We start from the raw sequence: 23,815 nt of genomic DNA, 5'->3' as shown, positions 1-23,815 counted from the left end.
ACAGATGCAAGACCTGGAACTGAGCGAAGAGCAGATCATGATCCGCGACATGGCTCGCGATTTCGCCCGCGGCGAGATCGCGCCCCATGCCCAGGCCTGGGAAAAGGCCGGCTGGATCGACGATGACGTGGTGCGCAAGATGGGCGAACTGGGCCTGCTCGGCATGGTCGCCCCGGAGCAGTTCGGCGGCAGCTACACCGACTACGTCGCCTACGCCCTGGCGGTGGAGGAAATTTCCGCCGCCGATGGCGCCACCGGGGCGATGATGAGCATCCACAACTCGGTGGGCTGCGGCCCGCTGCTGGCCTACGGCACCCCCGAGCAGCAGCAAGCCTGGCTGCCGCGGCTGGCCAGCGGCGAAGCGATCGGCTGCTTCTGCCTGACCGAGCCCCAGGCCGGCTCCGAAGCCCACAACCTGCGCACCCGCGCCGAACTGGTCGATGGCCAGTGGGTGATCAACGGCGCCAAGCAGTTCGTCAGCAATGCTCGTCGCGCCAAGCTGGCCATCGTCTTTGCCGTGACCGACCCGGAACTGGGCAAGAAAGGCCTATCGGCCTTCCTGGTGCCCACCGACAACCCAGGCTTCAAGGTCGACCGCAGCGAGCACAAGATGGGCATCCGCGCCTCCGACACCTGCGCGGTGACCCTGGACAACTGCCACATTCCGGCCGTCAACCTGCTGGGCGAGCGCGGCAAGGGCCTGGCCATCGCCCTGTCCAACCTTGAAGGCGGGCGCATCGGCATCGCCGCCCAGGCCCTGGGCATCGCCCGCGCGGCGTTCGAGGCGGCGCTGACCTACTCCCGCGAGCGCATCCAGTTCGGCAAGCCGATCAACGAGCACCAGAGCATCGCCAACCTGCTGGCCGACATGCAGGTGCAGGTCAACGCAGCTCGCCTGCTGATCCTGCATGCCGCGCGCCTGCGCAGCGCCGGCAAGCCTTGCCTGTCTGAGGCCTCCCAGGCCAAGCTGTTCGCCTCGGAGATGGCCGAGCGGGTCTGCTCGATGGCGATCCAGGTGCATGGCGGATACGGCTACCTGGAAGACTACCCGGTGGAGAAGTACTATCGCGATGCGCGCATTACCCAGATCTACGAGGGCTCCAGCGAGATCCAGCGCATGCTGATTGCGCGTGAGTTGAAGCATTACACGGTCTGAGGCAAAGCATCAGGTTATATGCGCCCCCCTGTAGGAGCGGCCTTGTACCGCGAAAGGGCCGCAAAGCGGCCCCGGCGATCTTTGCAACAACGCTGAAATCCCGGGGCTGCTGCGCAGCCCTTTCGCGGCACAAGGCCGCTCCTACACGGGGCGCGCCCCGATATGAGATTTATTCGTCTCATATGATACAATTGTGGATATTTCGTCGCCGAACCCCGACTCGAGGTCCCACATGCGTAGAACCCTCCAGGAAGAGCGCCTGCTCAAAGCCCTGGCCCAGGCCATTGTCGTCCACCCCCGCGCCACCCTCAAGGAGCTGGCGGAAACCGCCGGGGTCAGCAAGGCCACCCTGCACCGCTTCTGCGGCACCCGCGATAATCTGGTAAAGCTGCTGGAAGACCACGGCGAGCAAGTGCTCAACCAGGTCATCCTTGAAGCCGATCTGGAGCGTATCGAACCACTGGCCGGCATCCGACACCTGATCGCCGAACACCTCAAGCACCGCGAACTGCTGATGTTCCTGATGTTCCAGTACCGCCCCGACACCTTGCTCAACGACGCCGAGGACCTGCGCTGGCAGGTCTATATTCAGGCCATGGATGCGTTCTTCCTGCGTGCCCAGCAGTTGGGCGTGCTGCGCATCGACATCAGCGCGGCAGTGTTCACCGAGATATTCATGACCATGATCTACGGCATGGTCGATGCCGAGCACCGTGGCCGCGCCGCCAGCGCCAACACCGCGCAGACGGTCGAGCAGCTGTTTCTCAACGGCGCCCGGCCACAGGGCTGACGACTAGCGATCGGTGCCGCCTGCCAGTTCCTCGATGCTGATCTCGCGCATCCTGAACTTCTGCACCTTGCCGGTCACCGTCATCGGGAACGCGTCGACGAAGCGGAAATGCCGCGGCACCTTGAAATGCGCGATGCGCGCCCGCGCCCAGTCACGCAGCTCGTCCGCGCCCAGCGCCTGCCCCGGGTGCAGGCGGATCCAGGCGACGATCTCCTCACCATAGCGGCTGCAGGGAATGCCGATTACCTGCACGTCGGCCACCGCCGGGTGGGTGAAGAAGAACTCCTCCAGCTCCCTCGGGTAGATGTTCTCGCCGCCACGGATGATCATGTCCTTGCTGCGACCGACGATACGCACATAGCCTTCGTCGTCCATCACCGCCAGGTCGCCGGTGTGCATCCAGCCATCGGCATCGATGCTCTCGGCGGTGGCCTTGGGGTTGTTCCAGTAGCCGAGCATCACGCTGTAGCCGCGGGTGCACAGCTCGCCGATCTCACCGCGCGCCAGGCTAGCGCCTGCGCTGTCGATCACCTTGCTCTCCAGCCACGGCTGGGTGCGGCCGACGCTGGTCACCCGGCGCTCCAGGTCGTCGGCGGCGCCGGTCTGCAACGACACCGGGCTGGTCTCGGTCATGCCGTAGGCGATCTGCACCTCGCCCATGTGCATCTCATCGATCACCCGGCGCATCACCTCGATCGGACAGGTGGCGCCAGCCATGATGCCGGTGCGCAGGCTGCTGAGGTCGAATTCATGGCGGCGCGGGTGGTCGAGTTCGGCGATGAACATGGTCGGCACGCCGTACAGCGCGGTGGCGCGCTCCTCGGTCACGGCCTGCAGGGTCAGCAGCGGATCGAAGGCGTCGTTGGGGTAGATCAGGGTGCTGCCGTGGGTCATGCAGCCGAGGTTGGCCATGACCATGCCGAAGCAGTGGTACAGCGGCACTGGTACCACCAGCCGGTCGTGCTCGGTCAGCCCGAGGCTTTCGCCGACCATGTAGCCGTTGTTGAGGATGTTGTGGTGGCTGAGGGTAGCGCCCTTGGGGAAACCGGTGGTGCCGGAGGTGTACTGGATATTGATCGGCTCGTGCCGGTGCAGGCTGGCCTGGCGTGCGGCCAGTTGCCCGGCGTCGGTTTCGCCGGCGCGGGCCTGCAACGCCGGCCAGGCCAGGAAGCCATTCGGAGGCGTGGCGGCCAGGCTGACGACCCCGCGCAGCTCGGGCAGGCGGGCGCTGCGCAGCCCGCCCGGCCGACAGGCGCCGAGCTCGGGCACCAGGTCCAGCAGCATGGCGTGGTAGTCGGAGGTCTTGAAGGCGTCGGCGCAGATCACCCATTGGCAGGCCGACTGGCCCAGGGCGTACTCCAGCTCGCTGGTGCGGTAGGCCGGGTTGATGTTGACCAGGATCGCGCCGATCTTGGCGCTGGCGAACTGGGTGATGCACCACTCGGCGCAGTTGGGCGCCCAGATGCCCAGGCGATCGCCGGCCTGCAGGCCCAGGGCCATCAGGGCGCGGGCTTGCTGGTCGACGGTCTCTGCCAACTGCCGCCAGGTGTAGCGCAGGTGCTGGTGGCGAACCACCAGGGCTTCGCGGTCGGGGAAGCGGGCGACGGTGGCGTCGAAGGCGTCGCCGATGCAGTGGGTGAGCAATGGCTTGTCGGCCTTGCCCTGGCTATAGCTGGACTGGCTCATTGGGGTTCTCTTGTTGTTCTGGCAGGCCAAGCGCGATCCCTGTAGGAGCGGCCTTGTGTCGCGAAAGGGCTGCGCAGCAGCCCCTGGATTTCAGCGTTGATGCAAATATTGTTGGGGCCGCTTTGCGGCCCTTTCGCGACACAAGGCCGCTCCTACAAGGGGATGTGTAATCCCGGTCCTCTAGCGAACGAACACCTGCGGCGTGGTGGTCGACATATCGCCACCGGGCAGCTTGATGTTGCGCACCTTCTCCAGCGTGTTCGGGTCGAACACCGCCAGGTCGTTGAAGGTGCCGCCCAGGTAGAGCTTGTCGCCGGCCTTGTCGAAGGTCACGCAGTAGTAGGTATGGTCGAGGTTGGCGGCCTTGACCAGTTTCTTCTGCTGGATGTCGTAGCGGGCCAGGCGGTTGAGCACGCCGTACATCTGGTTCGGGTCCTTGGGCGAGCGCAGGCCGGTGAAGTACAGCTCGGTCAGCTCGGCGAACTCCTGGGTGTGGGCCTTGCCGGTCTTCAGGTCGATGCTCAGGTAGCCATACAACGGCTCGGCGGTGGCCGGGTCCTGCTTGGCATCCTTGAACTTCGCAATGGTGTAGAGCATCGAGAACTCATGCAACGAACTCTGGTGCGGCCAGAAGTACAGCACGTCCGGCGCGCTGTAGCCTGGGCGGTTCCAGCTGCGCAGTGGCAGCGCGACACTGTACTTGCCGGTCTTGACGTCGAGCTTGTAGATGTCCGGCCCGGCCACGTACAGGCTGCCGTCGTCGGCGGCGCGCATCAGGTAGACCTGGCGCGGCATCGGGAAGCTGCGCACGGGCTTGGCGTCCAGGCCATCGCTTGTGCGGAACACCTCCAGGCGCGGCGGCTTGACCACGTAGTGGTCGTTCAGGCGCTGGCTCGGGTTGACCGTGGCGTAGACCTCCTTGCCGTCGGGGCTGATGGCGAAGGAGTACATGGCCTTGCCGACCTCGCCCGGCACGCTGGAGAGGTTGGCGTGAAAGGTGGTCTTGCAGCTGTCCAGGTCGATGCCGTAGATATCGGCGAAATGGTTGTTCAGCACGTAGGCCGTGCGATTGTCCGGCGCCATCATTGCCGTGCCGGGGCCGAACGAATCGGGCATGCGGCAGGTCTTGTAAAGGGTGTCGCTGGCCACCTCGACCACGTGCAGGTTGTTCGGGTAGTTGGTGGCGATCAGGTATTCATGGCCGGCCTTCAAGGCCGGGCCTGCATCATCTGCCTGGGCCGCCCAGGCGCAGGCCGTGGCGGCAATGGTGAGCGCGAGCTGCGCGCAGAATCCAGCTTTCATGCGGTTTCCCCTTGTCGTTCTATTTGTCTTTCGGGAATACGGTGCCGAGGTTGCGCCAGTCTTCGGCGGAGTTGGTCGCCTGGGCGTTCCAGTCCTGGTAGGTGCTCATCATGTCCGGCACCTGGGCCGGCCACCAGCAAGGGTCGGAGCAGCCATACAGGTCTGCCTCCATCGGCTGGCACAGCGAGCTGACGCCGCCGAAGGCGTCCACTTCCCAGCCCGGGTCGGTGGTGGCGGTGCAGCCGGCCACGGCGCTCATGGCCAGCACTTCGTCAACGCGGTCTTCGGCGGCGGCCTGTTCGAGGATGCGCGCCTTGTTGTTCAGCGGTTTGAGGTGCTTCATGTCAGTGCGCCTTCCTGGGAGTGATGTAGCGATCGATGAAGGCCGGGTTGGCGGCCATGATGCGGCTGTAGACCTCGATGCCGAAGTCGACCCAGTCGCGCATCAGCTCGCAGTAGTGGTAGGTCGGGTGATGCGGATCGCCATAACGGGCGTAGCTCTCGTGGTAGCAGCCGCCGGAGCACAGGTTGCGGATGCGGCAGCTGTCGCAGCCGGTGCCGCTGCGGTCCAGGCGTTGCGAGAGGAAATCGTTGAGCTGCGCCTGCTTCACGCCCTGGTGCACGTTGCCGAAGGTCGGCAGGCTGGAGCCGGTAAAACGGTGGCACAGGTTCAGCTCACCCTCGTGGTCGACCGCCAGCATCTTCAGCCCGGCCCCGCACGGCAGGGCCTTCTTGTGGCCCTCGTGGATATCGGTGATCAGCTGGTGCAGGTTGGAGAAACCGATGTTGCGGTGCTCCAGCGCCGCTTCCAGGTAGCGCCGGCCCAGGGCCTTCATGTTGGCGAACACCTGCACCAGCTCGTCGCCAGTGAGGTTGTAGTCGGCCATGTCGCCGGAGGTCACCGGGGCAAAACCGACCTCGGCGAAACCCAGTTCGTTGAACAGGTGGTTCCAGATGGTCTCGATGTCGGTGATGCCACGGGTCAGGGTGACCCGCGCCCCCACCGGCCGGCTGCGGTAGCGTGACAGGAGCATGTCGGCCTTGCGCCGCACCACATCGTAGGTGCCCTGCCCGCCCACGGTGATGCGATTGCGGTCGTGCACGGTCTTGGGTCCGTCGATGCTGACGGACAAACCGAAACGATGAGCGTCGAGCCAGTCAACGATCTCCTCGGTCAGCAAGGTGGCGTTGGTGGTCATGATGAACTCGACCTGCTTGCCCGCCTCGGCGAAACGCCGCTCGCAGTAGGCTACCATGTGCTCGATCAGCGCCCGGTTGGACAGCGGCTCGCCACCGAAGAACACCACGCTGTAGCGTTCCTCGTCAGGCGACTCCTTGAGCAGCATTTCCACCGAGGCCTCGGCGGTGGCCGTGTTCATCTTGCGCCCGGCCGACGGTTTGTCGAGGTCTTCCTTGTAGCAGTAGGTGCAGCTCAGGTTGCAGCCGGTGTTGACGTTGAGCACCACAGTGTTCAGCGCCGTGCGCTCGACCTGCTTCAGGGCGATCTCCGGGGTCAGCGGCGAGCCGTCGCTGACCACTTCAAGGGCGATCAGCTCGCGCAGGGTTTCCTCGATGTCCTGCCCGGAAAACTGCTGGCCGAGACGTTGCATCAGCTCCTCGGCGGAGCAGCCCTGGCGGCGCAAGGTGTCGATGATGCCGCCGGTCACCGCGTCGGCGGCGAACAGCGAACTGCTGGGGATATGGAACAGCATGCGGTCGGCATCCACCTGCACTTCGTGCAGGTTGCGTTCGACCAGGTTCAGTAGTGCGCCCATGGCGACCTCCCGGGATTCGATGCGTCAGTTGATGCCTATGGCAGTGGCGGATTGTTCCAGCGTTGCACGGTGACGATCATGTGGCCCTCGCCCTGCTGGCCGCCGTCGGCGAGGGTGGCGATCACCTTCAGGTTGCCGGCGTTGTTGGTCATCATCTTGCGCGCCGGGTTGGGCCCTGCCCCGCCCGGCACGAACACCCCGTCGGCCTGCATCTGCCCGGCGAACTTGACGTCCTCGTCCTCGACCGCGCGCTCGTTGAAGGGCTCGACCTTCCAGCTGGCCGGCAGGTAGCCGATGCGCAGCGGCTGGCCGCTGGCGTCCCTGCCCCAGGCCTCGGCCTCGAAGCGGCCCTGAACCTTGGGCACCGAGGCGCCGTTCTCGCCGATGCGGGCAATGGAGAACGCCGGCACTACCTTGACCTCCTCGACCTTGTCGTACACCGCCAGTTGCACGCCTTTGAGCGCGCCCACCGAGACCTCGCGCTGGCCAGCGGAGGTGTCCTTGGCGGCACGCGCCTTGACCCGGATCAGCGTCGGCGTCGACTCCAGCACCTCGGTCACCTCGACGCCCGCGCCCAGATCGGGCTTGCCGGACAGGTCGCTGCCCACCAGGCTGATCTCGCTGTCGCCGCCGGCCTTGATGAAGGCCGGCTGTACTGCCAGCAGGCGACCCTGGCCGGCCTTGGCGGCACTGAAGTCCAGGCCGCGCTCGTCGTGCTCGGCCTCGAACATGCGGCCCTTCATCTGGCCGTCGATGGCGGCGAACACCTGGCGCAGGTTGGCCTCGCCGACCTTGACGTTGCCGCGCCATTCATAGCCGTTGTAGAGGATCGCCGAGCCGCTGCCGTTGAACGGCGTGCCATCGGCATAGGCGCCCTTGAGTTCGACCTTGAAGGTGTCGCCCTGCTCGGCGCTGACCGTCATCACCCCGCGCACGTCGCCCTTGGCCAGCATATGGCCGCTGAACGCCCATTGCCCGGCCAGTACCTTGGACTCGGGCCGGGCCTTGAGCCACTCGGCCCAGGCCGGATTGTCGAGGGGGAAGCGCTTGGCCAGGTCCGGCACCATCTGCTTGAGGGCGATGTCCAGCCAGTCACGGTCGCGGGCCTGGGCCTGGTACTCGAGGGACGGCCACTGGCCGAGGTGGAAGTTGACCAGGTGTTCCCATTCCTTGGCCGGACGCCGCTGCAAGGCGACCCGGGCGCCGGAGTGGCAACGGCCGCACATCTGGCTGAGCTGATCGTCGAAGTGCTCGACGGTGTTCAGCCGACGCTCCATGGCGTAGCGCACGCCCTCGGTCTCGCTGGGCGCCAGGCCCTGCTTGTCGGCCAGGTACTTGACCAGGGTGCGGCGGTCGTCGTCACTGATCGAAAGGCCATGCATCACCTGCATGCGGGCGATGCTCATCAGCCAGCCTTCCGGGGTCTTGCGCTGGTGGCTGATGCGGCTGTAGCTGTCATTGCCTTCGGGGATATGGCAACCCATGCACTTGTTCTGCAACAGGCTCGGGCCCTGCTCGGCCGCCATGGCCTGGGCGGACAGCAGTGCGGTGGCGACCAGCGCCAGTGTGCCCGCCTGCCGCCGGAGTCGAGTCGTCTTCAAGGTCAGACCTCCACGGTGTTGTTCTTATCGTTATTCGCACGCTTGGGTACAGCGGTGTGCATGTAACAGTTGCGATACAGGAAGTGTGCCAGTTGCAGCAAAAATGTTTTGGATCAGTGAGTTGCCTTGGTTTTGCGGGTATGGGCCAGCGTTTGGGGTTGTAGGTGAACGTCCCATTTCGCGACTGGGTGTTTCACCTTGAGACATCCGCCGGGGCTGGCAATCCTGGGGCTGCTTCGCAGCCCTTTCGCGGCACAAGGCCGCTCCTACAGGAAACCGCGATCCTCTGTAGGAGCGGCCTTGTGCCGCGAAAGGGCCGCACAGCGGCCCCAGCGCCCGCGAACCTGTGTCACATGCCGTCTCACCCGATCTCAATATGCAACAGATCAACCCTGATTCTTTCTACACCCAATCCGGCAAAAGCCACCGCTAGCTGGGCCTACCCGTCATCCGAGTCCTTTGGCACGCCCATTGCCCCAGCCCTGGTCACAACCATGACAAGAGGCACCGCCCCATGCATCCCGAACTGCCGATCCTCCCCGCCACACGCGACTTCCTCGCACGCAAGCTCAGGATGCGCATCGGCGCCGACTGGCAGGACGCCGCCAGCGGCCGCACCATGACCTTGCGCAACCCGGCCACCGGCGAGGTCCTCGGCGAGGTACCCGCGGCCGAGGCCCAGGACGTGGACCGTGCCGTGCAGGCCGCACGCCAGGCCTTCGACAATTCCGCCTGGAGCCGCACACGCCCGCGTGAACGGCAGAACCTGCTGTGGCGCCTGGCCGACCTGATGCAGCGCGATGCCCAAGAACTGGCCGAGCTGGAATGCCTGAACAACGGCAAGAGCGCCGCCGTGGCCCAGGTGATGGACGTGCAGCTGGCCATCGATTTTTTGCGCTACATGGCCGGCTGGGCCACCAAGCTTGAAGGCAGCACGGTCGAGCCCTCGCTGCCGTTGATGCCTGACGATGAGTTCCACGGTTTCATCCGCCGCGAAGCGGTCGGCGTGGTCGGCGCCATCGTCGCCTGGAACTTCCCGCTGCTGCTGGCCTGCTGGAAGCTTGGCCCGGCCCTGGCCACCGGCTGCACCGTGGTCCTCAAGCCTGCCGACGAAACCCCGCTGACCGCGCTCAAGCTCGCCGAGCTGGTGAGCGAGGCCGGTTACCCGGACGGCGTGTTCAACGTGATCACCGGCACCGGGCTGAACGCCGGCGCCGCCCTGAGCCGCCACCCGGGCGTGGACAAGCTGACCTTCACCGGCTCCACCGAGGTCGGCAAGCTCATCGGCAAGGCCGCCATGGACAACATGACCCGCGTCACCCTGGAGCTGGGCGGCAAGTCGCCAACCATCGTCCTGCCCGACGCCAACCTGCAGGAAGCCGCCGCCGGCGCCGCCACGGCGATCTTCTTCAACCAGGGCCAGGTGTGCTGCGCCGGCTCTCGGCTGTACGTGCACCGCAAGCACTTCGACAACGTGGTGGCCGATATCGCCGGCATCGCCAACGCTATGAAACTGGGCAACGGCCTGGACCCGACCGTGCAGATGGGGCCGCTGATCTCGGCCAAACAGCAGGACCGGGTTACCGGCTACATCAACCTGGGCCGCGAGCTGGGCGCGACCGTCGCCTGCGGCGGCGAAGGTTTCGGCCCGGGCTACTTCGTCAAGCCGACGGTGATCGTCGATGTCGATCAGCGCCACCGCCTGGTGCAGGAGGAAATCTTCGGCCCGGTGCTGGTGGCCATGCCGTTCGACGACCTCGACGAGGTGGTGCGCATGGCCAACGACAACCCCTACGGGCTGGGCGCGAGCATCTGGTCCAACGACCTCGCCGCAGTGCACCGGATGATCCCGCGGATCAAGTCCGGGTCGGTGTGGGTGAACTGCCACAGCGCGCTGGACCCGGCGCTGCCGTTCGGCGGCTACAAGCTCTCCGGCGTCGGCCGCGAGATGGGCGCGGCGGCGATCGAGCACTACACCGAGCTGAAGTCGGTGTTGATCAAGCTCTAGTGTCCTGTCTCGGAAATAAGCTGTTCACTTTTGGCGGCGTCTTGGGCGCCCGGCCTGCGTTGCCACTCCTCGCCATAGCCCTGCTATGACTCGTCGCGGCGCCTTGCCCGAACACCCAAGCCACTCGCCAAAAGAGAACGTATTTCCAAGACAGGACACTAGCCTGAAAGCCCGCTCCCACAACAGATGGCCTTCAAGGCGTGGGAGCGGGCTTGCCCCGCGATAGAAACACCAAGACCACAAGAAAAAAAACATGGAGCACACCATGACGCACAAACTTGCCTGCACATTGGCCCTGCTGCTGGCCTCGCCCCTCACCCAGGCGCATGAACTCTACAACAACGCCGGCACCACCCTGGACGCCAACCTCGAAGCCCTGTTCGGCGTTTTCCACAGCGACGAGAGCTTCGACCAGTTCGGCAACCGCCAGCCCGGCAGCAGCAGCTGGCGCGAGGGCTACGTCAAGTACGGCCTGAGCGCCAGCCAGGCCCTGGCCGACAGTGGCACGCTGTACGGTGCCTTCAGCCTGCTCAGCTCAGCCACCTGGGGCGATGGCGACGCCGCCGGCTTCACCCTCGGTAACGAACGTCGCACCGGCATCGAGGACGCTTACCTCGGCTGGCGCTCGGGCAATCTGTTCCCGGCCCTCGGCGAAGACGGCATCGACCTCTCCGGCGGTCGCCAGGTCATCACCCTTGGCGACGGTTTCCTGATCCAGGGCGACCCGGTCAATGCCGGCAATGTCGACCTGGGCGCCGATTTCGATCGGGGCGGCGCCTACTACCTGGCGGCGCGCAAGGCCTTCGACCGCACCGCAGTGCTGCGCCTGGGGGGCAAGCAAGGCTGGCGTGGCGACCTGATGTGGCTCAAATCAGATAACCCGTTCCAGGCCGACACCTCCATGGCGGTGGCCAACCTCGAACATGTCGCCGACGCAGGCACCGTGGGCCTGAGCTGGATCCACGGCCTGGATGTCGACCGCCGCTACGCCGAGATCCTCGGCCTGGAACACCGCGACGGCATGGACACGGTGAGCCTGCGTGGGCGCGGCAACCTGGGGGTGAAGGACCTCGAGCTGGCCGCCGAGTACGTCACCCAGGACCGCACTGGCGGGCGCGAGAACGCCTGGTACCTGGAGGGCAACTGGACCTTCTCCGCACTGCCCTGGTCGCCCACCGCCACCTACCGCTACAGCCGCTTCTCGGAGCATTTCGACCCGCTGTTCTATGGCCTGAGCCGAGGCTACGGCACCTGGTTCCAGGGCGAGGTGGCGGCCAACTACGCCGGTCCCTTCAACAGCAACACCCAGGTGCACCATGTCGCGCTCAAGGCCACCCCGCGGGAAGGCCTGACCGTGGGGGCGCTGTACTTCGACTTCGACACGCTCAAGACCGACCAGGGCAACCTGGGTGGACGCGAAGTGGACCTGTATGTGGAGTGGATGGTCAACGAGCACTGGCTGATCAGCCCGCTGGTGGGGTTCTATACCCCACAGCGCAGTGCGCAGGATGGCGGCGTGCAGTTGGGTGGTCGGGATAGGGGGACCTATCTGCAACTGGTGGTCGGGACCTTCTTCTGATTCCAGATTATGGGGCCGCTGCGCGGCACAAGGCCGCTCCTACAGGGGACTGTGAACACCTGTAGGAGCGGCCTTGTGCCGCGAAGGGCTGCGCAGCAGCCCCACAGTCTCAAGGACACCCCTGCTCCAACAACCACCGCCGCACCATCATCTGCTGCTGTGCAGGCCGATCACGCAACAACGCCTGCAACGACAGTCCCGCCTGCACCCCACGGACCACGGGCGCCAACTCAATCCCTTGCAGGTGCCACACCCCCAACGGCTGGTCTGCCGTCACCACCACCTCGGCCTCCTCCACGAAGCCATTACGCAACACCGGCCGACGCTCCACCGTCACAGCGCTCCAGGCGGCCTGGGTATGGATCGGCTGCGTATCCGGCCATTCGCGGCGCGCAGCCCAGAACGCGCCCGTCGCCCGCGACTGCTCCTGGTCGTAGAAATCCCGGCCAATACGGGCAAAGCGCAGGAACAACTGCTCAATCCGTTCCTGGTGAAAGCGCAGCGCCTGGGCCGCGTGCTCAGGCCGCTGCAACAAGGTGTTGATCACCACCGGCGCCTGCAAGGCCGATGACAACGACTGGAAGATCCCGTTACCCGACAGCGGGTCTACCGCCATCGCCGCATCCCCCACCCGCAGCCAATCATCGCCTGCGCAGGCGCCGGCCAGGATCGCCGTGCTGCTACGGGCATGCACCTGCGCAGGGGCGAAGGCCTGCTCATCGAACAGCTGCGCCACCAGCGCCGAACCACGCCGACGCTCGGCACAGTATTCGGGCAAGGCCGGCTTGCCCGGCAGCTGCGCCGCCGTCGCATCCAGCGTCACCTGCCAGTAGCAGCGGCCATCGGCCAGTCGCGCCATCCAGGCCCAGCCGTCGTCCAGGCTTTCCACCGCCGAGGCCGGCGTGCCGGGCGCGGCCTGCCAGAGGTTGAGCAGGCTGACGGTCTCCGGCCCACGCAGGCGACCTTCGCTCAATGGGGCCTGGCGACCACGAGCCTCGACCAGGAAATTACCGGACAAGGTGCGACCGTCGTCCAGGTGTAACCGGTACCCCTCCCCCCGCGCCACCTCTCGCACACGCCCTTCGATCAGCTCGATACCGGCGCGGCACAGATCGTCGCGCAGGGCCTGGTCGAAACGCTGGCGATCGAGCAGGCATTCCTGGTTCGGTTGCAGCCGCTCACCGTTCCAGTGCACCTGGCGCGTGGCCGGCGTGGTGGCCTCGGCCAGGGCGGCGCCCAGGCCTGCATGACGCAGGCCCTCCAGCACCCGCTGCGACACGCCTTCCACCGCGGCGAAGCGGCGCCAGTCGGACACCACAGTGACGGGGTAGCCCATCCGCCGCAGCCCCAGGGCCGTGGCCGCGCCGGCAGGCCCGGCACCGAGTATCAGGATGCTTGATTCAGGCATTGATCGGCCCCTTGCGCTCAGGGCCTGCGAACGCAGCGTGGGTTTTCAGCCACCGCAAAAGCGCCTCCCGGGTCATGCCAGGCTCATCGCGCAGCAGGGCCGCCACCCGACCGCTGAATGCGGCGCAGGCCAAGCTGGCTCCTGCCCCGCCATCGCTGCCGACCGCCGCGCCGAAGTCGGCCTGGGCCGTGGCCAGCCACGACCACTGCCCAGGAGCGCAGCGGGCATCGCCGGTCACGCGGATGACCCCAGGGTAGCTGGCCGGATACACCGGCTCGCCCCGCGCCGGGCTGGAGGCGCACAGCAGCACCCCGGCGGCCACGGCCTCGGCACAGGCCTGGCGCAGTACCGGGCGGTCCTGGCGCAGGCCCAGGCTCAGGTTGACCACGCTCGCGCCGGCTTCCACCAGCCACAACAGGCCAGCCGCCACCTGCAAGGCACTGGTGCTGCCCTGCATGGTGAACACCTGGGCCAGCAGCACGGGCTGGGTACCGGACTCGGCGCGCAGCCGCGCCAGCACGGCGCTGCCATGGCCCAAGGCGTCCGGCAGCGGGTCACCCTCGCGCAACATGCCCTCTTCGAGCCAGAAACGTCGCGCATCCAGCAGGCCGATTGCCTGCTCCGGCGAGCAACCACTGTCGATCACGCCAATGCACGGTTCAGCGGCCATGGTCGGCGGGCTCCTTGCTGCGCAACTGCCCGCCGTGCAGCTCAAGGTGTAGGTCAGCATCGGCGAGGGTCGAGGCGCGGTGGCTGATGAGAATCCGCGTGCGCCCGGCGAACAGCTGGTCGATGGCGGCGATCACCTCGCGCTCGGTGGCTTCATCCACCGCCGAGGTGGCTTCGTCCAGCACCAGGATCGCCGGTTGCTGCAGCAGCGCCCGGGCGATGGCGATGCGTTGCTTCTGCCCACCGGACAATTGCTGGCCACGCTCGCCCAACAAGCCGTCGAGCCCCAGCGGCAGGCTCTGCACCAGGCTGTCCAGGCGGGTCAGGCGCACCACCTGCTCGAGATCGGCGCGGCTGGCCTGGGGCGTGGCGTAGGCCAGGTTCTGCGCCAGGGTGCCGCGAAACAGCACGATGTCCTGGCTGACCACGGCGATGCGTCGCCGCAGGGCCTCCAGGTCAAGCTCGCGCAGGTCTACGCCGTCGAGCAGGATGCGCCCGCCATCGGGGTCGTAGAAGCGTTGCAGCAGGTCGATCAGCGTCGACTTGCCGACACCGGAGGCGCCACTGATGGCGACCTTGGCCCCGGCCGGCAGACAGACATCGACCTTGTCCAGCACCCTGCCCTGGCGCCCGTCGTGGGCGAAGCACACCGCGTCCAGGCGCAGCTCGCCGGGCCCCTGCGGCATGGGCTTGGGATCATCCGCCTCGCGCACCGCGACCGCTTCCCGCTTGAGTTCCATCACCCGCCCCAGGCTCACGGCCATCCGCTGCACCGCCACGTACAAGCCCAGCAGGCTCTGCACCGGGCCGACGGCCATGCCCATGTAGGTGGAAAACGCGATCAGCGCGCCCAGTTGCCAGGTCCCCTGGATCACCCACCAGCCGCCGACCAGGAACGCACATGCACGACACCAGGAGGTCAGGGTGCCGGGCACCGCCAGGGTGAAGAACTCGGTGACCTGCACCTTGAGCAACTGCCCCATATAGCCCTGGCCCAACCGATCAAGGCGTTCGGCCTCGCGCTGCTGTTGGCCGGCGGCCTGGATGAATTTCATCGCCGGCAGCGTCTCGACCAGGAACGACGACACATCCGCCGAGCGCTCGCGCAGGCTGCGTACCTCGCGCTCGACCTTGCGCCGCATCCAGCGCAGCCACAGCACCTCGAGCGGAATCAGCAGCGCCAGCAGCAGCGACAGTTGCCAGGACAGCATCAGCATCAGGGCCACGGCGCCGACCAGGCCGATCAGCGCCGACACCGCCGAGAACAGCGAGTCCACGGCAAAACGCTGGATCTCGGCGACGTCGCCGTCCAGCCGCGACAGGATGTCACCGGTGCGCCGCCGCCCGTAGAAGGTCGGCGACAGCCGCTGCAAGTGGCGGTACAGGTCGTCGCGCAGGGCGAACAGGATGCGCCCGGACAGCCGCGTGTGCAGGTAGCGGTTGACCCCGGCCAGCACGGTGCCGAGCAAGCCGGCGACGATCATGATCGCCGCCATGTGCCAGAGGGTCTGGTAGTCCTTGGCCAGCAGCCCCTCGTCGATCAGCGTCTTTACCAGCCAGGGTTGCGCCAGGGCCAGCAGCGAGGCGCCCAGGGACAGCGCCAGCAGCACGCCAATGGCGCCACGGTGTGGACGCACGAAGCCATAAAGCCAGGCCAGCGCCTGACGCATCAGCGTCGGGTCGCTGGATTCGATCAGCCGGGAAAACAGTCCGCCCATGGCTCAACCACGCAACTGCTTGAGCTTGCGGTACAGCGTCGCGCGGCTGATGCCCAGGGCCTCGGCCGCTGCCGAGACATTGCCCTGATGGCGGGCCAGGGCGGAGCGGATCAGCTCCAGCTCGTTGTCGCGCAGGCTGCCGGACGGCGCGGCGCCACTGGCCAGCTCATCGAGCAGGCAGTCGGTGAGATGGTCGAGGGTCAGCACGTGCTCGCCCTCCTCGCGCATCGCCAGGGCGGTGCGTACCACCATCTCCAGCTGGCGGATGTTGCCCGGCCAGTCGAAGTGCTCCAGCAGCGCCACCAACGCGGGATCGAGGCTCACGCCCCTGGCCCCGGACTTGTCCAGCAGGCCCTGGATGAGCGTCGCCAGGTCGTCGCGCTCGCGCAGTGCCGGCAGGCGCAGGGATACGCCGTTGACCCGGTAATAGAGGTCTTCGCGGAACTGCTGGTCGGCGACCAGGCGCTTGAGATCGCGGTGGGTAGCGCAGATCAGCGCCACGTCGATGTCCTGCTCATCGCCGGCGCCCAGCGGCGCCACCCGACGTTCCTGCAGGACACGCAGCAGACGGGCCTGCAAGGCCAGGGGCATGTCGCCGATCTCGTCGAGGAACAGCGTGCCGCCATGGGCCTGCATTAGCCGGCCGACCATGCCGCCACGGCGCGAGCCGGTAAAGGCGCCCTCGCGGTAGCCAAACAGCTCGGACTCGATCAGGCCCTCGGGAATCGCCGCGCAGTTGACCGCCACGAACGGCTTGTCGGCCCGCGGGCCGGCCTGGTGCAGGGCACGGGCGGCGACTTCCTTGCCGGTACCGGTTTCGCCCAACAGCAGCACCGGCAAGCCATTGGCCAGGCCCTGACGGGCCATGCGCAAGGCACGGGCCAGGCGTGCATCGCCTCCGGCCAGGGCCTCCAGGGCTTGGGCCTTGGCCGGCTCGGCCGGCTTGGTGGTGGGCGCCGGAGCACTGATGCGGCCATGCCGTGGCAGCTGCAAGGCGCGGAAGAAGAATTCGCCCTTGGCGGTCTGCACGCTGCTGACACCGCCCTGCCACAGGCGGGCGATGAATGCCGGCGAGCGCTCGCCCAGCAGGTCGCTGCTGCGCCGCCCAAGCAGCGCCTGGCGCGACATCTGCAGCAGTTGGCAGGCATTGTCGTTGGCCGCCAGCACCTCGCCTTCCAGGCTCAGCGCCAGCAGGCCCTGCCAGGCACTGGCCAGGTACTGCGGGCGGCTGTGGAAGGCCAGCACCAGGTGCTCGGGGTGATACAGCCCGAACAATCGGCTTTCGATATTGCCGGCGGCCAGCAGCAGCGTGGAGAGGCTGTCCTGGGGCTGGGCCATGACGCCTTCGCGGGTCACGTCGAGCACGCCGATCACTTCGCCGCGTGGGTCACGCAAGGGCACCGAGGTGCAGGAGAACGGGCTGAGCCGGTCGAGATAGTGTTCGCCACAGTTGATCAGGGTCGGCTGGCCCTCGACCACCGCCGTGCCGATGGCGTTGGTGCCGCGCAGGGCCTCGCTCCAGCAACTCCCCGGGTGCAGGTCGCGCAGGCCCTCGCGCTCGAGTGTCTGCTTCTGGCCCTCGATGGCCAGCACGTTGGCCTGGGCGTCGCCGAGGATGACGATGCCGCTCTTGCCCTGGCGTTTGACCAGGTAGTCCAGTTCGGGGGTGACCGCATCGATCAGCAGCCGGTTGTGCTCCAGCAACGCGCGCAGGTCCAGGCCATGGCGAATGCCCAGCCCAACCTGCTCGCCCTGCAGGCAGTCCAGGCCGTGACCAAGGCTGCGGCGCCAGGAGGCGTCGATTTCGTCACGCAGCATGCCAGAGGGCAGTTCGCCTTCGCTGGCCAGTTTCAGGCGGACCTGGCGGGATTGCTGCAGTGGGTCGTTGGCGTTTGTTGTTGGAAGTTGTCGCGCCATTGCGTGCTCCAGGGGTGCCCCGCTAAGGCGGGGCAATGGGCATCGGATTTTTCGGCAGTGTGCGTCAGAAATCGTTGGCAGTCATCAGGTATGCGCTGGGAGGGGTATGCCGGGTGGCGTATGCCGGGGAATTTTCAGCGCCTATCAGATCAAGCACCTCGCGGGCGGCGCTCGATCTCATAAGCGCTGCAAGGCTATCGGCGAACACCTAAAAGCCCTACCCCATTCCCCAATGCTGGGTCCTCCCGCCCACCCGCCAGACCTCGGCGGATATTTTCCAGTAGCGCTGAAACCCTCGTTCCAAAGCCCCCAGCCCTGCAATCCACAAACCTGGCACAACAGTTGCCGATGCCTCCACAGACGCCCCAACCCATGGGCCCGTTTGCAGGAGGAAGCAACTCATGCACCGACCGACTCCCCACCCGCTGGCCGTGGCGATCTTCGCCGGCCTGCTCCAGCTACCGGCCCAGGCTGCGTTGTATGCGGTCGACAGCGGCCCCTACACCCTGCCCACAGGCAAGTTCCCCGCCTGGTACCAGGACAGCCATGGCCGGGTGCTCGACCTGTGCCTGTCCAAGGCGGTGAGCTCACGGGTCGCCGGTGCCCCCGGCGCACCTTCGTACATGTGCACGCTGCTGCCCACACCCGGCGTGTTCGACGATACCCAACCGATCGTCTTCCCCAGCAACTTCCCCGACGAGGCCTTCTGGTTCACCGCCGACGCAGCCATCGTCGATGCCGCCCGCGGCATCGACCTGAGCTTCGGCTCGGCCATCGAGGCTGCCTTCGCCGCCGAGGAACCGGTGGATGGCGACCAGGTCAGCTTCGCCCGGGTGCGCATCCGCGTCGATGTGCCGGTGGCCGGTACCTACACCATCACCCATCCCTACGGCGTCGACGTGTTCGATGTGCCGGCGGGCGGCCGCCGGGCGATCAACATGACCCGCGATATCGGCATCGGCTCTCCCGGCGACTACAGCGGCGCGCTCAAGGGCGACGTCGGGCCGTTCCTGCGCAGCGTCAACGGCCCCTACACCGAAACCAACCCGGGCACCGGCGCCAGCGAACGTTACATCGGCGACCCGAACCTGGAAGAGCCGGTCACCGGTAGCCCGTTCAACACCAACTTCGTGCGCATCGAGGGCCCCAACGGCCTCGACCTGCGCACTGAGCTGTTCGCCATCTCCGGCAAGCTGTCCACGGTCAACCGCCCGACACCGCTGATCCCGCAACGCAGCACCTACTCGCGGCATACCGTCAACGGCGACCTGCGGGCCCAGCAGGATGTGTTTGTCATGGCGCCGCCGGCGCCGGCCACGGTCACCCTGACCAGCCAGACACCGACCCTGCCCCTGGGCGAGGCCAACGGCACCGGCGCCTGGTACGGCCAGTCGGCACTCAATCCGACCCTGCCGCTGACCCTGCAGGTGACCGCCGACAACAGCCTGGCCATCGCCACCAGCACGCCGACCAGCGCCGCCATGCCGCTGACCGACCTGGTGACCATCAGCCGCGCCGAATACAGCCTGGCCAGCGGCCAGCTGACCCTGGTCGCCAGCAGCAGCGACGAGACCAGCCCGCCCGCCCTCACCGCCCACACCGGCAACGGCACGCTGATCGGCAACCTGAGTGGCAACGGCGCGGTGAAGTCCCTGACCACCGGGCTGTCACCCATCCCGCCGGCGCAGGTGCAGGTCACCAGCAGCCATGGCGGCAGCGACAACGAAGACGTGGTGCTGGTGCCATGAACAGACACCGCCTTCAAGGAGGCCACATGAATACTTGGTCGCGTCGGGCGCTGTGCGCCGCCGGTTTCACCCTCACCGTCAGCAGCGCGGCCTGGGCCGCCCTGAGCGAGGTCGATCCCGGCCCCTACACCTTCGCCACCGGGGGCTACCCGATGTGGTACAAGGACGCCAACAACCTCGCCCTGGAGCTGTGCCAGTCACGCGCCACCAGCTCGCGGGCACCGGGCGCGCCGGGCGCCCCGGCCTACATGTGCACCCTGCTGCCCGAGCCCGGGGTCTACGACGACGCCCTGCCGCTGGTATTCCCGGACAACTGGCCGCCGGAGATGTTCTGGTTCCTGGCCGAGACCGAGATCCCGCAAGTGGGCAACAGCGGCTACGAGCTGGAAGTCTATGTCGCGGGTCTCGAGGCGGCCTTCGCCGCCGAGAACCCGGTCAACGGCGACCAGCAGAGCTTCGCCCGCATCCGCATCCGCGCCTCGGTGCCGCGCACCGGCACCTACACCATCACCCACCCGTTCGGGGTCGAGACGGTCAACGTGACCACCGCCGGCCGGCGGGCGATCAACATCACCCGCGACATCGGCATCGGCGCGCCGGGCAACTTCAGCGGCGCCCTGAACGGTAACCTCGGCCCGTTCCTGCGCGGCGTCGGCGGCCCCTACACCGAGGTCAACCCGGACACCGGCGCCACCGAGACCTTCGTCGGCGACCCGAACATCACCGAGGCGGTGACCGGCAGCCCGAACAACACCAACTTCGTACGCATCCAGGGCCCGGCGGGCACCATCCAGACCAATGTCTTCACCGTCTCCGGCAAGGTCCTCGACCAGCGCCAGCAGACCCCGGTGACGCTGCAACGCGCCACCTACCAGCGCAACGCCGCCGGCACCCGCGTCGAGGTCTTCGCCAAGGCGCCGAACAGTGCCAGCCTGTGCCTGCGCAACGGCCTGGCGCTGATCGGCTCGCCGCCGTCGCCATGCCAGTTCAGCATGCTCGCCGACAACAACGGGCTGTTCTTCAGCCAGCAACTGAGCCAGGCCGTGCCACCCTCGGTGGTGGTGGTCACCGCCAGCAGCCCGGCCGGCACCACGCGGCCGACGGCGCTGTCGAGCAAGCTCAGCGACGTGGTCAAGGTCGCCACCGCGCGCTACGACTGGAGCGCCAAGCGCCTGCTGGTCGAGGCCCGCTCCAGTGATGAGGTGGTGGTGCCCGACCTGCTGGTACAGGGCTTCGGGCGCATGTCCAAGTCCGGCGTGCAGCAGAGCCTGACGGTCAACAACCTGGCCCAGCCGCCCGCCAGCATCACCGTCAAGTCGGCCCACGGCGGTGTCGACGTGGAGCCGGTGGTGGTGGTCGGCAACGCCCCGGTGCCAGCCGAGAACCAGGCCCCCGTGGCCCAGGCCGACAGCGGCAGCACCAGTGTCGGGGTGCCGATCACCCTCAACCTGCTGGCCAACGACAGCGACCCGGACGGCAACGTGCCGTTGAGCATCACCGACCTCACCCAGCCAGGCACAGGCCTGGGCGGCGTGGTGCTCAACGGCACCACCGCGGTGACCTACACCCCGCCGACCGGCGCCACCTCGCCCGTGGTGGCGACCTTCAGCTACCGCGCCCAGGACGCCAAGGGGCTGAAGTCGACCCCGGCCACGGTGACCGTCAACGTCGCGCCGAACCGTCCACCGACCGCGGTGGCCGACAGCGTCGCCACCCTCGGCGTGCCACTGACCATCAACGCCCTGGCCAACGACACCGACCCGGAAGGCAACCTGCCGCTGACCATCGCCAGCGTCACCCAGCCGACCCCGGCCGGACGCGGCACGGTCAGCACCGACGGCAACGTGATCACCTACACGCCACCGGCCACGGTGAGCGCGGCGTTCACCACCAGCTTCAGCTACGTCGCCCGTGACTCGATCGGCGCCACCTCGACGCCCGGCACGGTCACCGTGCAGGTGTCGCCACGGCCGGCCCAGGAAACCTTCGCGGTCACCGCGGCGACGGTCACGGCGCGCTCGAACAACCGCTTCAACTGGGATATCAGCGGCACATCCTCGGTGACCACCGGCAACACCATCACCGTGCGTGTGACCACCACCACCGGCGTGCAGACCCTGGGCACCACCACCGTGCCGGTCACCGGCCGCTGGCGCCTGACGGTGAGCAACAGCACGACCCTGGTGCCCACCGCCGCGCCGACCGCCACGGTGACCAGCAGCCAGGGCACCACGCGCACGGTCAACGTGGTGGTGCAGTAAACCCCGGAGGGATGCCATGAACGCCCTGTACCCACTGCTGCTGAGCCTGGCCCTCACCGGCCAGGCCCTGGCCGACGACCTGATGGACAACGCCGACCTTGCCGCCGGCAGCGACCTCGGCGAGTCGCTGGTGCTGCGCCTGCTACCGACCGGCGCCGGCCAGGTCGCGGTGATCGAGCAACTGGGCACGGGCAACCGCGCCGCCCTCGACCAGAACGGCCAGGCCCTGCTGGGCCGGATCGTCCAGGCCGGGAGCGCGCAGGAGGCGTACATCCTGCAGGAAGGCAGCGACCTGACGGCCGCGATCAGCCAGCAGGGCCAGGGCAACAACGCCACGATCCGCCAGAACGGCAGCGACAACAGCGCCGCCATCGAACAGATCGGCAACCACAACAGCGCCACCATCGACCAGCGCGGCACGGGGCTGAACAGCACCGTGACCCAGGCCGGCAACGGCCAGCAGGTCCATGTCAGCCAATACCGCTAGGCCCAACACGACAGATCTGGAGGCAACACCATGCACAAGCTCGCCCCCCTGAGCGCTGCCATCGTCCTGGCCCTTGCCGGCCAGGCCATGGCCGACGACAGCATCTCGACCCAGTCCCAGCAGGGCAACCAGAACATCGCCGAGGTCAAGCAGAGCCAGGCGCCGTTCGCCTCGGCCACGCAGAACCAGACCGGCCACGACCACAACCACATGGCCCTGCAGGACAACAGCACCAGCCACATCCAGCAGAGCGCCACCGGCTCGTTCAATGCCGGCTACGCCGAGCAGCTGTACGAAAACGGCAGCCAGATCACCCAGCAGTCCGGCGGCAGCCTCAACGATGCCTTCGCCAGCCAGTCGGTGGGCGAGAACAACGAGTCCTTGCAGATCCAGCTGGGCAGCGGCAACCGCTCGGTCATCTGGCAGGACACCCAGCTGGGCAGCCAGGCCACCACCCTGCAATCGGGCCATGGCAACGACGCCACGGTCGAGCAGCTGTTCGGCGGCAGCAACAACAAGAGCGTGATCATGCAGGGCGGCAGCGGCAACCAGGCTGCCGCCGAGCATCTGACCCATCAGGATGGCGATATCGCCATCTACCAGGAGGGCAAGCAGAACTGGGCCTATGGCGATCAGCGCGACGGCCTGGGCGGCACCATCGGCATCGACCAGTACGGCACCGGCAACTCGGTGGAGGTGTGGCAGGACAACCAGGCCGCCAGCCAGGCCAGTGTCTACCAGAACGGCCAGGCCAACGAAGGCTACATCGACCAGAGCTTCGGCCAGGGCAACAGCGCAGGGCTGAGCCAGACCGGTCGCGGCAACGCCAGCTGGTCGGACCAGTACGAAACCAGCCAGGCGGTGACCAGTATTTCGCAGGTGGGCAACAACAACCTGCACTTCACCTACCAGAACGGTGAAAACCACAGCCTGACCATCAGCACGGTGGGCAATGCCAACAAGATCATGGCCAGCAACTGGAAGGGCGAGAAGTCCGGCGGGCAGTTCGGGGTCGGGCAGCAGGCGCAGATCAACCAGACGGGGAATGGCAACGGGGTCAACATCACCCAGGAAGGCAACGCTCAGGTCGCGCGGCTGGACCAGAACGGCAACCGTAACCAGATGGAGACTCGCCAGGCGGACAGCAACAACGAGCTGTATTTCGAGCAGAACGGTAGCGACAACCTCCTCATTGCCGACCAACGAGGAACCGCCAACTACGCCGAGGGGCTGGCTGCCGGCAACGGTGGCAGCATCACCCTGGATCAATCGGGCAGTGGCAACCAGAGCTATACGTATCAGCTGTATGGGAATGGCAACGAGGCCAGCATCAAGCAGACCGATGTGGCCAACCTCGCCTATGTGACCCAGGGTGGCAATGGTAACCAGGCGTTTGTCGATCAGAGCGGTGCGAGTCAGACCGCCACCGTTACCCAGTTCGGGAATGCCAACATGGCGACTGTTACTCAGCAGTGATGGGCTCCCCCCTTGGACCGCGGTGTTGGTTCTCCCTGGCGCTGCGGTTCCTTTTTTTCTTGGGTTTGGGTTTGGGGTTGGGTTCGGAGATGATTGTTTTGGATTTTCTATGCGCATTCATTTGCGATGGTGACGCATAGTCACCTTTTCGCCTTTACGGCGACCTACTTTTGCTCTTGGGCAAAAGTAGGCAAAAGCCGCTGGCTCCATTCATACGGCCCCTGCGCTTCGCTC

17 protein-coding genes are annotated in these 23,815 nt (G+C 66.8%); 8 read left to right on the top strand and 9 right to left on the bottom strand.

Features of this window, described 5'->3' with window-relative positions; translation table 11 throughout:
- Positions 1–4: 4 nt before the first annotated feature.
- Both V0R62_RS21145 and V0R62_RS21140 read left to right on the top strand, forming a co-directional pair.
- Positions 5–1,156 (top strand): acyl-CoA dehydrogenase family protein, encoded by a 1,152-nt coding sequence (locus V0R62_RS21145; protein WP_330105082.1) that lies wholly within the window; start codon positions 5–7, stop codon positions 1,154–1,156.
- Between the two features lie 232 nt (positions 1,157–1,388).
- Complete coding sequence (locus tag V0R62_RS21140) at positions 1,389–1,946, top strand: TetR/AcrR family transcriptional regulator (protein ID WP_330105081.1); 558 nt, start codon at positions 1,389–1,391, stop codon at positions 1,944–1,946.
- Between the two features lie 3 nt (positions 1,947–1,949).
- Here the strand turns inward: V0R62_RS21140 and V0R62_RS21135 are convergent, their stop codons facing one another.
- From V0R62_RS21135 to peaA, 5 genes are all read right to left on the bottom strand, one after another.
- The gene (locus V0R62_RS21135) at positions 1,950–3,632 is read right to left on the bottom strand and encodes an AMP-binding protein (RefSeq protein ID WP_330105080.1); all 1,683 of its coding nucleotides are present in this window, start codon (positions 3,630–3,632) and stop codon (positions 1,950–1,952) included.
- Positions 3,633–3,812: 180 nt separating this feature from the next.
- Positions 3,813–4,934 carry a quinohemoprotein amine dehydrogenase subunit beta gene (gene peaD, locus V0R62_RS21130; RefSeq protein ID WP_330105079.1) on the bottom strand — a complete coding sequence of 374 codons (1,122 nt, stop codon included), beginning with the start codon at positions 4,932–4,934 and terminating at the stop codon, positions 3,813–3,815.
- A gap of 19 nt (positions 4,935–4,953) precedes the next feature.
- Positions 4,954–5,277: a quinohemoprotein amine dehydrogenase subunit gamma gene (qhpC, locus tag V0R62_RS21125; RefSeq protein WP_050705338.1), complete on the bottom strand. Its 324-nt coding sequence runs from the start codon at positions 5,275–5,277 to the stop codon at positions 4,954–4,956.
- Between the two features lies 1 nt (position 5,278).
- The gene (gene peaB / locus V0R62_RS21120) at positions 5,279–6,709 is read right to left on the bottom strand and encodes a quinohemoprotein amine dehydrogenase maturation protein (RefSeq protein WP_330105078.1); all 1,431 of its coding nucleotides are present in this window, start codon (positions 6,707–6,709) and stop codon (positions 5,279–5,281) included.
- A 35-nt stretch (positions 6,710–6,744) separates the two neighbouring features.
- The gene (gene peaA, locus V0R62_RS21115; RefSeq protein WP_330105077.1) at positions 6,745–8,310 is read right to left on the bottom strand and encodes a quinohemoprotein amine dehydrogenase subunit alpha; all 1,566 of its coding nucleotides are present in this window, start codon (positions 8,308–8,310) and stop codon (positions 6,745–6,747) included.
- Between the two features lie 514 nt (positions 8,311–8,824).
- On the opposite strand from peaA, the gene V0R62_RS21110 reads away from it, so the two are divergent.
- Complete coding sequence (locus V0R62_RS21110) at positions 8,825–10,318, top strand: aldehyde dehydrogenase family protein (protein WP_330105076.1); 1,494 nt, start codon at positions 8,825–8,827, stop codon at positions 10,316–10,318.
- A gap of 265 nt (positions 10,319–10,583) precedes the next feature.
- Positions 10,584–11,897, top strand: a complete 1,314-nt coding sequence (locus V0R62_RS21105; RefSeq protein ID WP_330105075.1) for an alginate export family protein — start codon at positions 10,584–10,586, stop codon at positions 11,895–11,897.
- Between the two features lie 109 nt (positions 11,898–12,006).
- On the opposite strand, the gene qhpG is transcribed toward V0R62_RS21105, so the two are convergent.
- Genes qhpG through V0R62_RS21085 form a run of 4 tightly spaced genes read right to left on the bottom strand, consistent with a single transcriptional unit; the run spans position 12,007 to position 17,609 of the window.
- Entirely contained in the window at positions 12,007–13,305 is a 1,299-nt protein-coding gene (gene qhpG, locus V0R62_RS21100; RefSeq protein ID WP_330105074.1) for a flavin-dependent monooxygenase QhpG, read from the bottom strand.
- Positions 13,298–13,975: a subtilisin-like serine protease QhpE gene (qhpE, locus tag V0R62_RS21095; RefSeq protein WP_330105073.1), complete on the bottom strand. Its 678-nt coding sequence runs from the start codon at positions 13,973–13,975 to the stop codon at positions 13,298–13,300. Before qhpE ends, qhpG begins: the two co-directional genes overlap by 8 nt.
- Positions 13,965–15,692 (bottom strand): ABC transporter ATP-binding protein, encoded by a 1,728-nt coding sequence (locus V0R62_RS21090; RefSeq protein ID WP_330105072.1) that lies wholly within the window; start codon positions 15,690–15,692, stop codon positions 13,965–13,967. Before V0R62_RS21090 ends, qhpE begins: the two co-directional genes overlap by 11 nt.
- Before the next feature lie 3 nt (positions 15,693–15,695).
- Complete coding sequence (locus V0R62_RS21085; protein ID WP_330105071.1) at positions 15,696–17,609, bottom strand: sigma-54-dependent Fis family transcriptional regulator; 1,914 nt, start codon at positions 17,607–17,609, stop codon at positions 15,696–15,698.
- Positions 17,610–18,010: 401 nt separating this feature from the next.
- On the opposite strand from V0R62_RS21085, the gene V0R62_RS21080 reads away from it, so the two are divergent.
- Genes V0R62_RS21080 through V0R62_RS21065 form a run of 4 tightly spaced genes read left to right on the top strand, consistent with a single transcriptional unit; the run spans position 18,011 to position 23,581 of the window.
- Positions 18,011–19,357: a hypothetical protein gene (locus tag V0R62_RS21080; RefSeq protein WP_330105070.1), complete on the top strand. Its 1,347-nt coding sequence runs from the start codon at positions 18,011–18,013 to the stop codon at positions 19,355–19,357.
- A 26-nt stretch (positions 19,358–19,383) separates the two neighbouring features.
- Complete coding sequence (locus V0R62_RS21075) at positions 19,384–21,618, top strand: Ig-like domain-containing protein (RefSeq protein ID WP_330105069.1); 2,235 nt, start codon at positions 19,384–19,386, stop codon at positions 21,616–21,618.
- A gap of 16 nt (positions 21,619–21,634) precedes the next feature.
- On the top strand, positions 21,635–22,105 hold the full coding sequence (locus V0R62_RS21070) for a curlin (protein WP_330105068.1): 471 nt from the start codon (positions 21,635–21,637) through the stop codon (positions 22,103–22,105).
- 30 nt (positions 22,106–22,135) lie between these two features.
- Positions 22,136–23,581: a curlin gene (locus V0R62_RS21065; RefSeq protein WP_330105067.1), complete on the top strand. Its 1,446-nt coding sequence runs from the start codon at positions 22,136–22,138 to the stop codon at positions 23,579–23,581.
- Positions 23,582–23,815 lie beyond the last annotated feature (234 nt).

Source organism: Pseudomonas carassii, from assembly GCF_036324045.1.
Lineage (GTDB): Bacteria > Pseudomonadota > Gammaproteobacteria > Pseudomonadales > Pseudomonadaceae > Aquipseudomonas > Aquipseudomonas peradeniyensis.
Note: the sequence above shows the minus strand (reverse complement) of the source record. Positions and strands in the feature narration are given on the sequence as shown.

Coding starts and splice junctions, on each gene's coding strand:
- V0R62_RS21145 (WP_330105082.1), top strand. CDS start 5: ATGCAAGACCTGGAACTGAGCGAAGAGCAGATCATGATCCGCGACATG.
- V0R62_RS21140 (WP_330105081.1), top strand. CDS start 1,389: ATGCGTAGAACCCTCCAGGAAGAGCGCCTGCTCAAAGCCCTGGCCCAG.
- V0R62_RS21135 (WP_330105080.1), bottom strand. CDS start 3,632: ATGAGCCAGTCCAGCTATAGCCAGGGCAAGGCCGACAAGCCATTGCTC.
- peaD (WP_330105079.1), bottom strand. CDS start 4,934: ATGAAAGCTGGATTCTGCGCGCAGCTCGCGCTCACCATTGCCGCCACG.
- qhpC (WP_050705338.1), bottom strand. CDS start 5,277: ATGAAGCACCTCAAACCGCTGAACAACAAGGCGCGCATCCTCGAACAG.
- peaB (WP_330105078.1), bottom strand. CDS start 6,709: ATGGGCGCACTACTGAACCTGGTCGAACGCAACCTGCACGAAGTGCAG.
- V0R62_RS21110 (WP_330105076.1), top strand. CDS start 8,825: ATGCATCCCGAACTGCCGATCCTCCCCGCCACACGCGACTTCCTCGCA.
- V0R62_RS21105 (WP_330105075.1), top strand. CDS start 10,584: ATGACGCACAAACTTGCCTGCACATTGGCCCTGCTGCTGGCCTCGCCC.
- qhpG (WP_330105074.1), bottom strand. CDS start 13,305: ATGCCTGAATCAAGCATCCTGATACTCGGTGCCGGGCCTGCCGGCGCG.
- qhpE (WP_330105073.1), bottom strand. CDS start 13,975: ATGGCCGCTGAACCGTGCATTGGCGTGATCGACAGTGGTTGCTCGCCG.
- V0R62_RS21090 (WP_330105072.1), bottom strand. CDS start 15,692: ATGGGCGGACTGTTTTCCCGGCTGATCGAATCCAGCGACCCGACGCTG.
- V0R62_RS21085 (WP_330105071.1), bottom strand. CDS start 17,609: ATGGCGCGACAACTTCCAACAACAAACGCCAACGACCCACTGCAGCAA.
- V0R62_RS21080 (WP_330105070.1), top strand. CDS start 18,011: ATGCACCGACCGACTCCCCACCCGCTGGCCGTGGCGATCTTCGCCGGC.
- V0R62_RS21075 (WP_330105069.1), top strand. CDS start 19,384: ATGAATACTTGGTCGCGTCGGGCGCTGTGCGCCGCCGGTTTCACCCTC.
- V0R62_RS21070 (WP_330105068.1), top strand. CDS start 21,635: ATGAACGCCCTGTACCCACTGCTGCTGAGCCTGGCCCTCACCGGCCAG.
- V0R62_RS21065 (WP_330105067.1), top strand. CDS start 22,136: ATGCACAAGCTCGCCCCCCTGAGCGCTGCCATCGTCCTGGCCCTTGCC.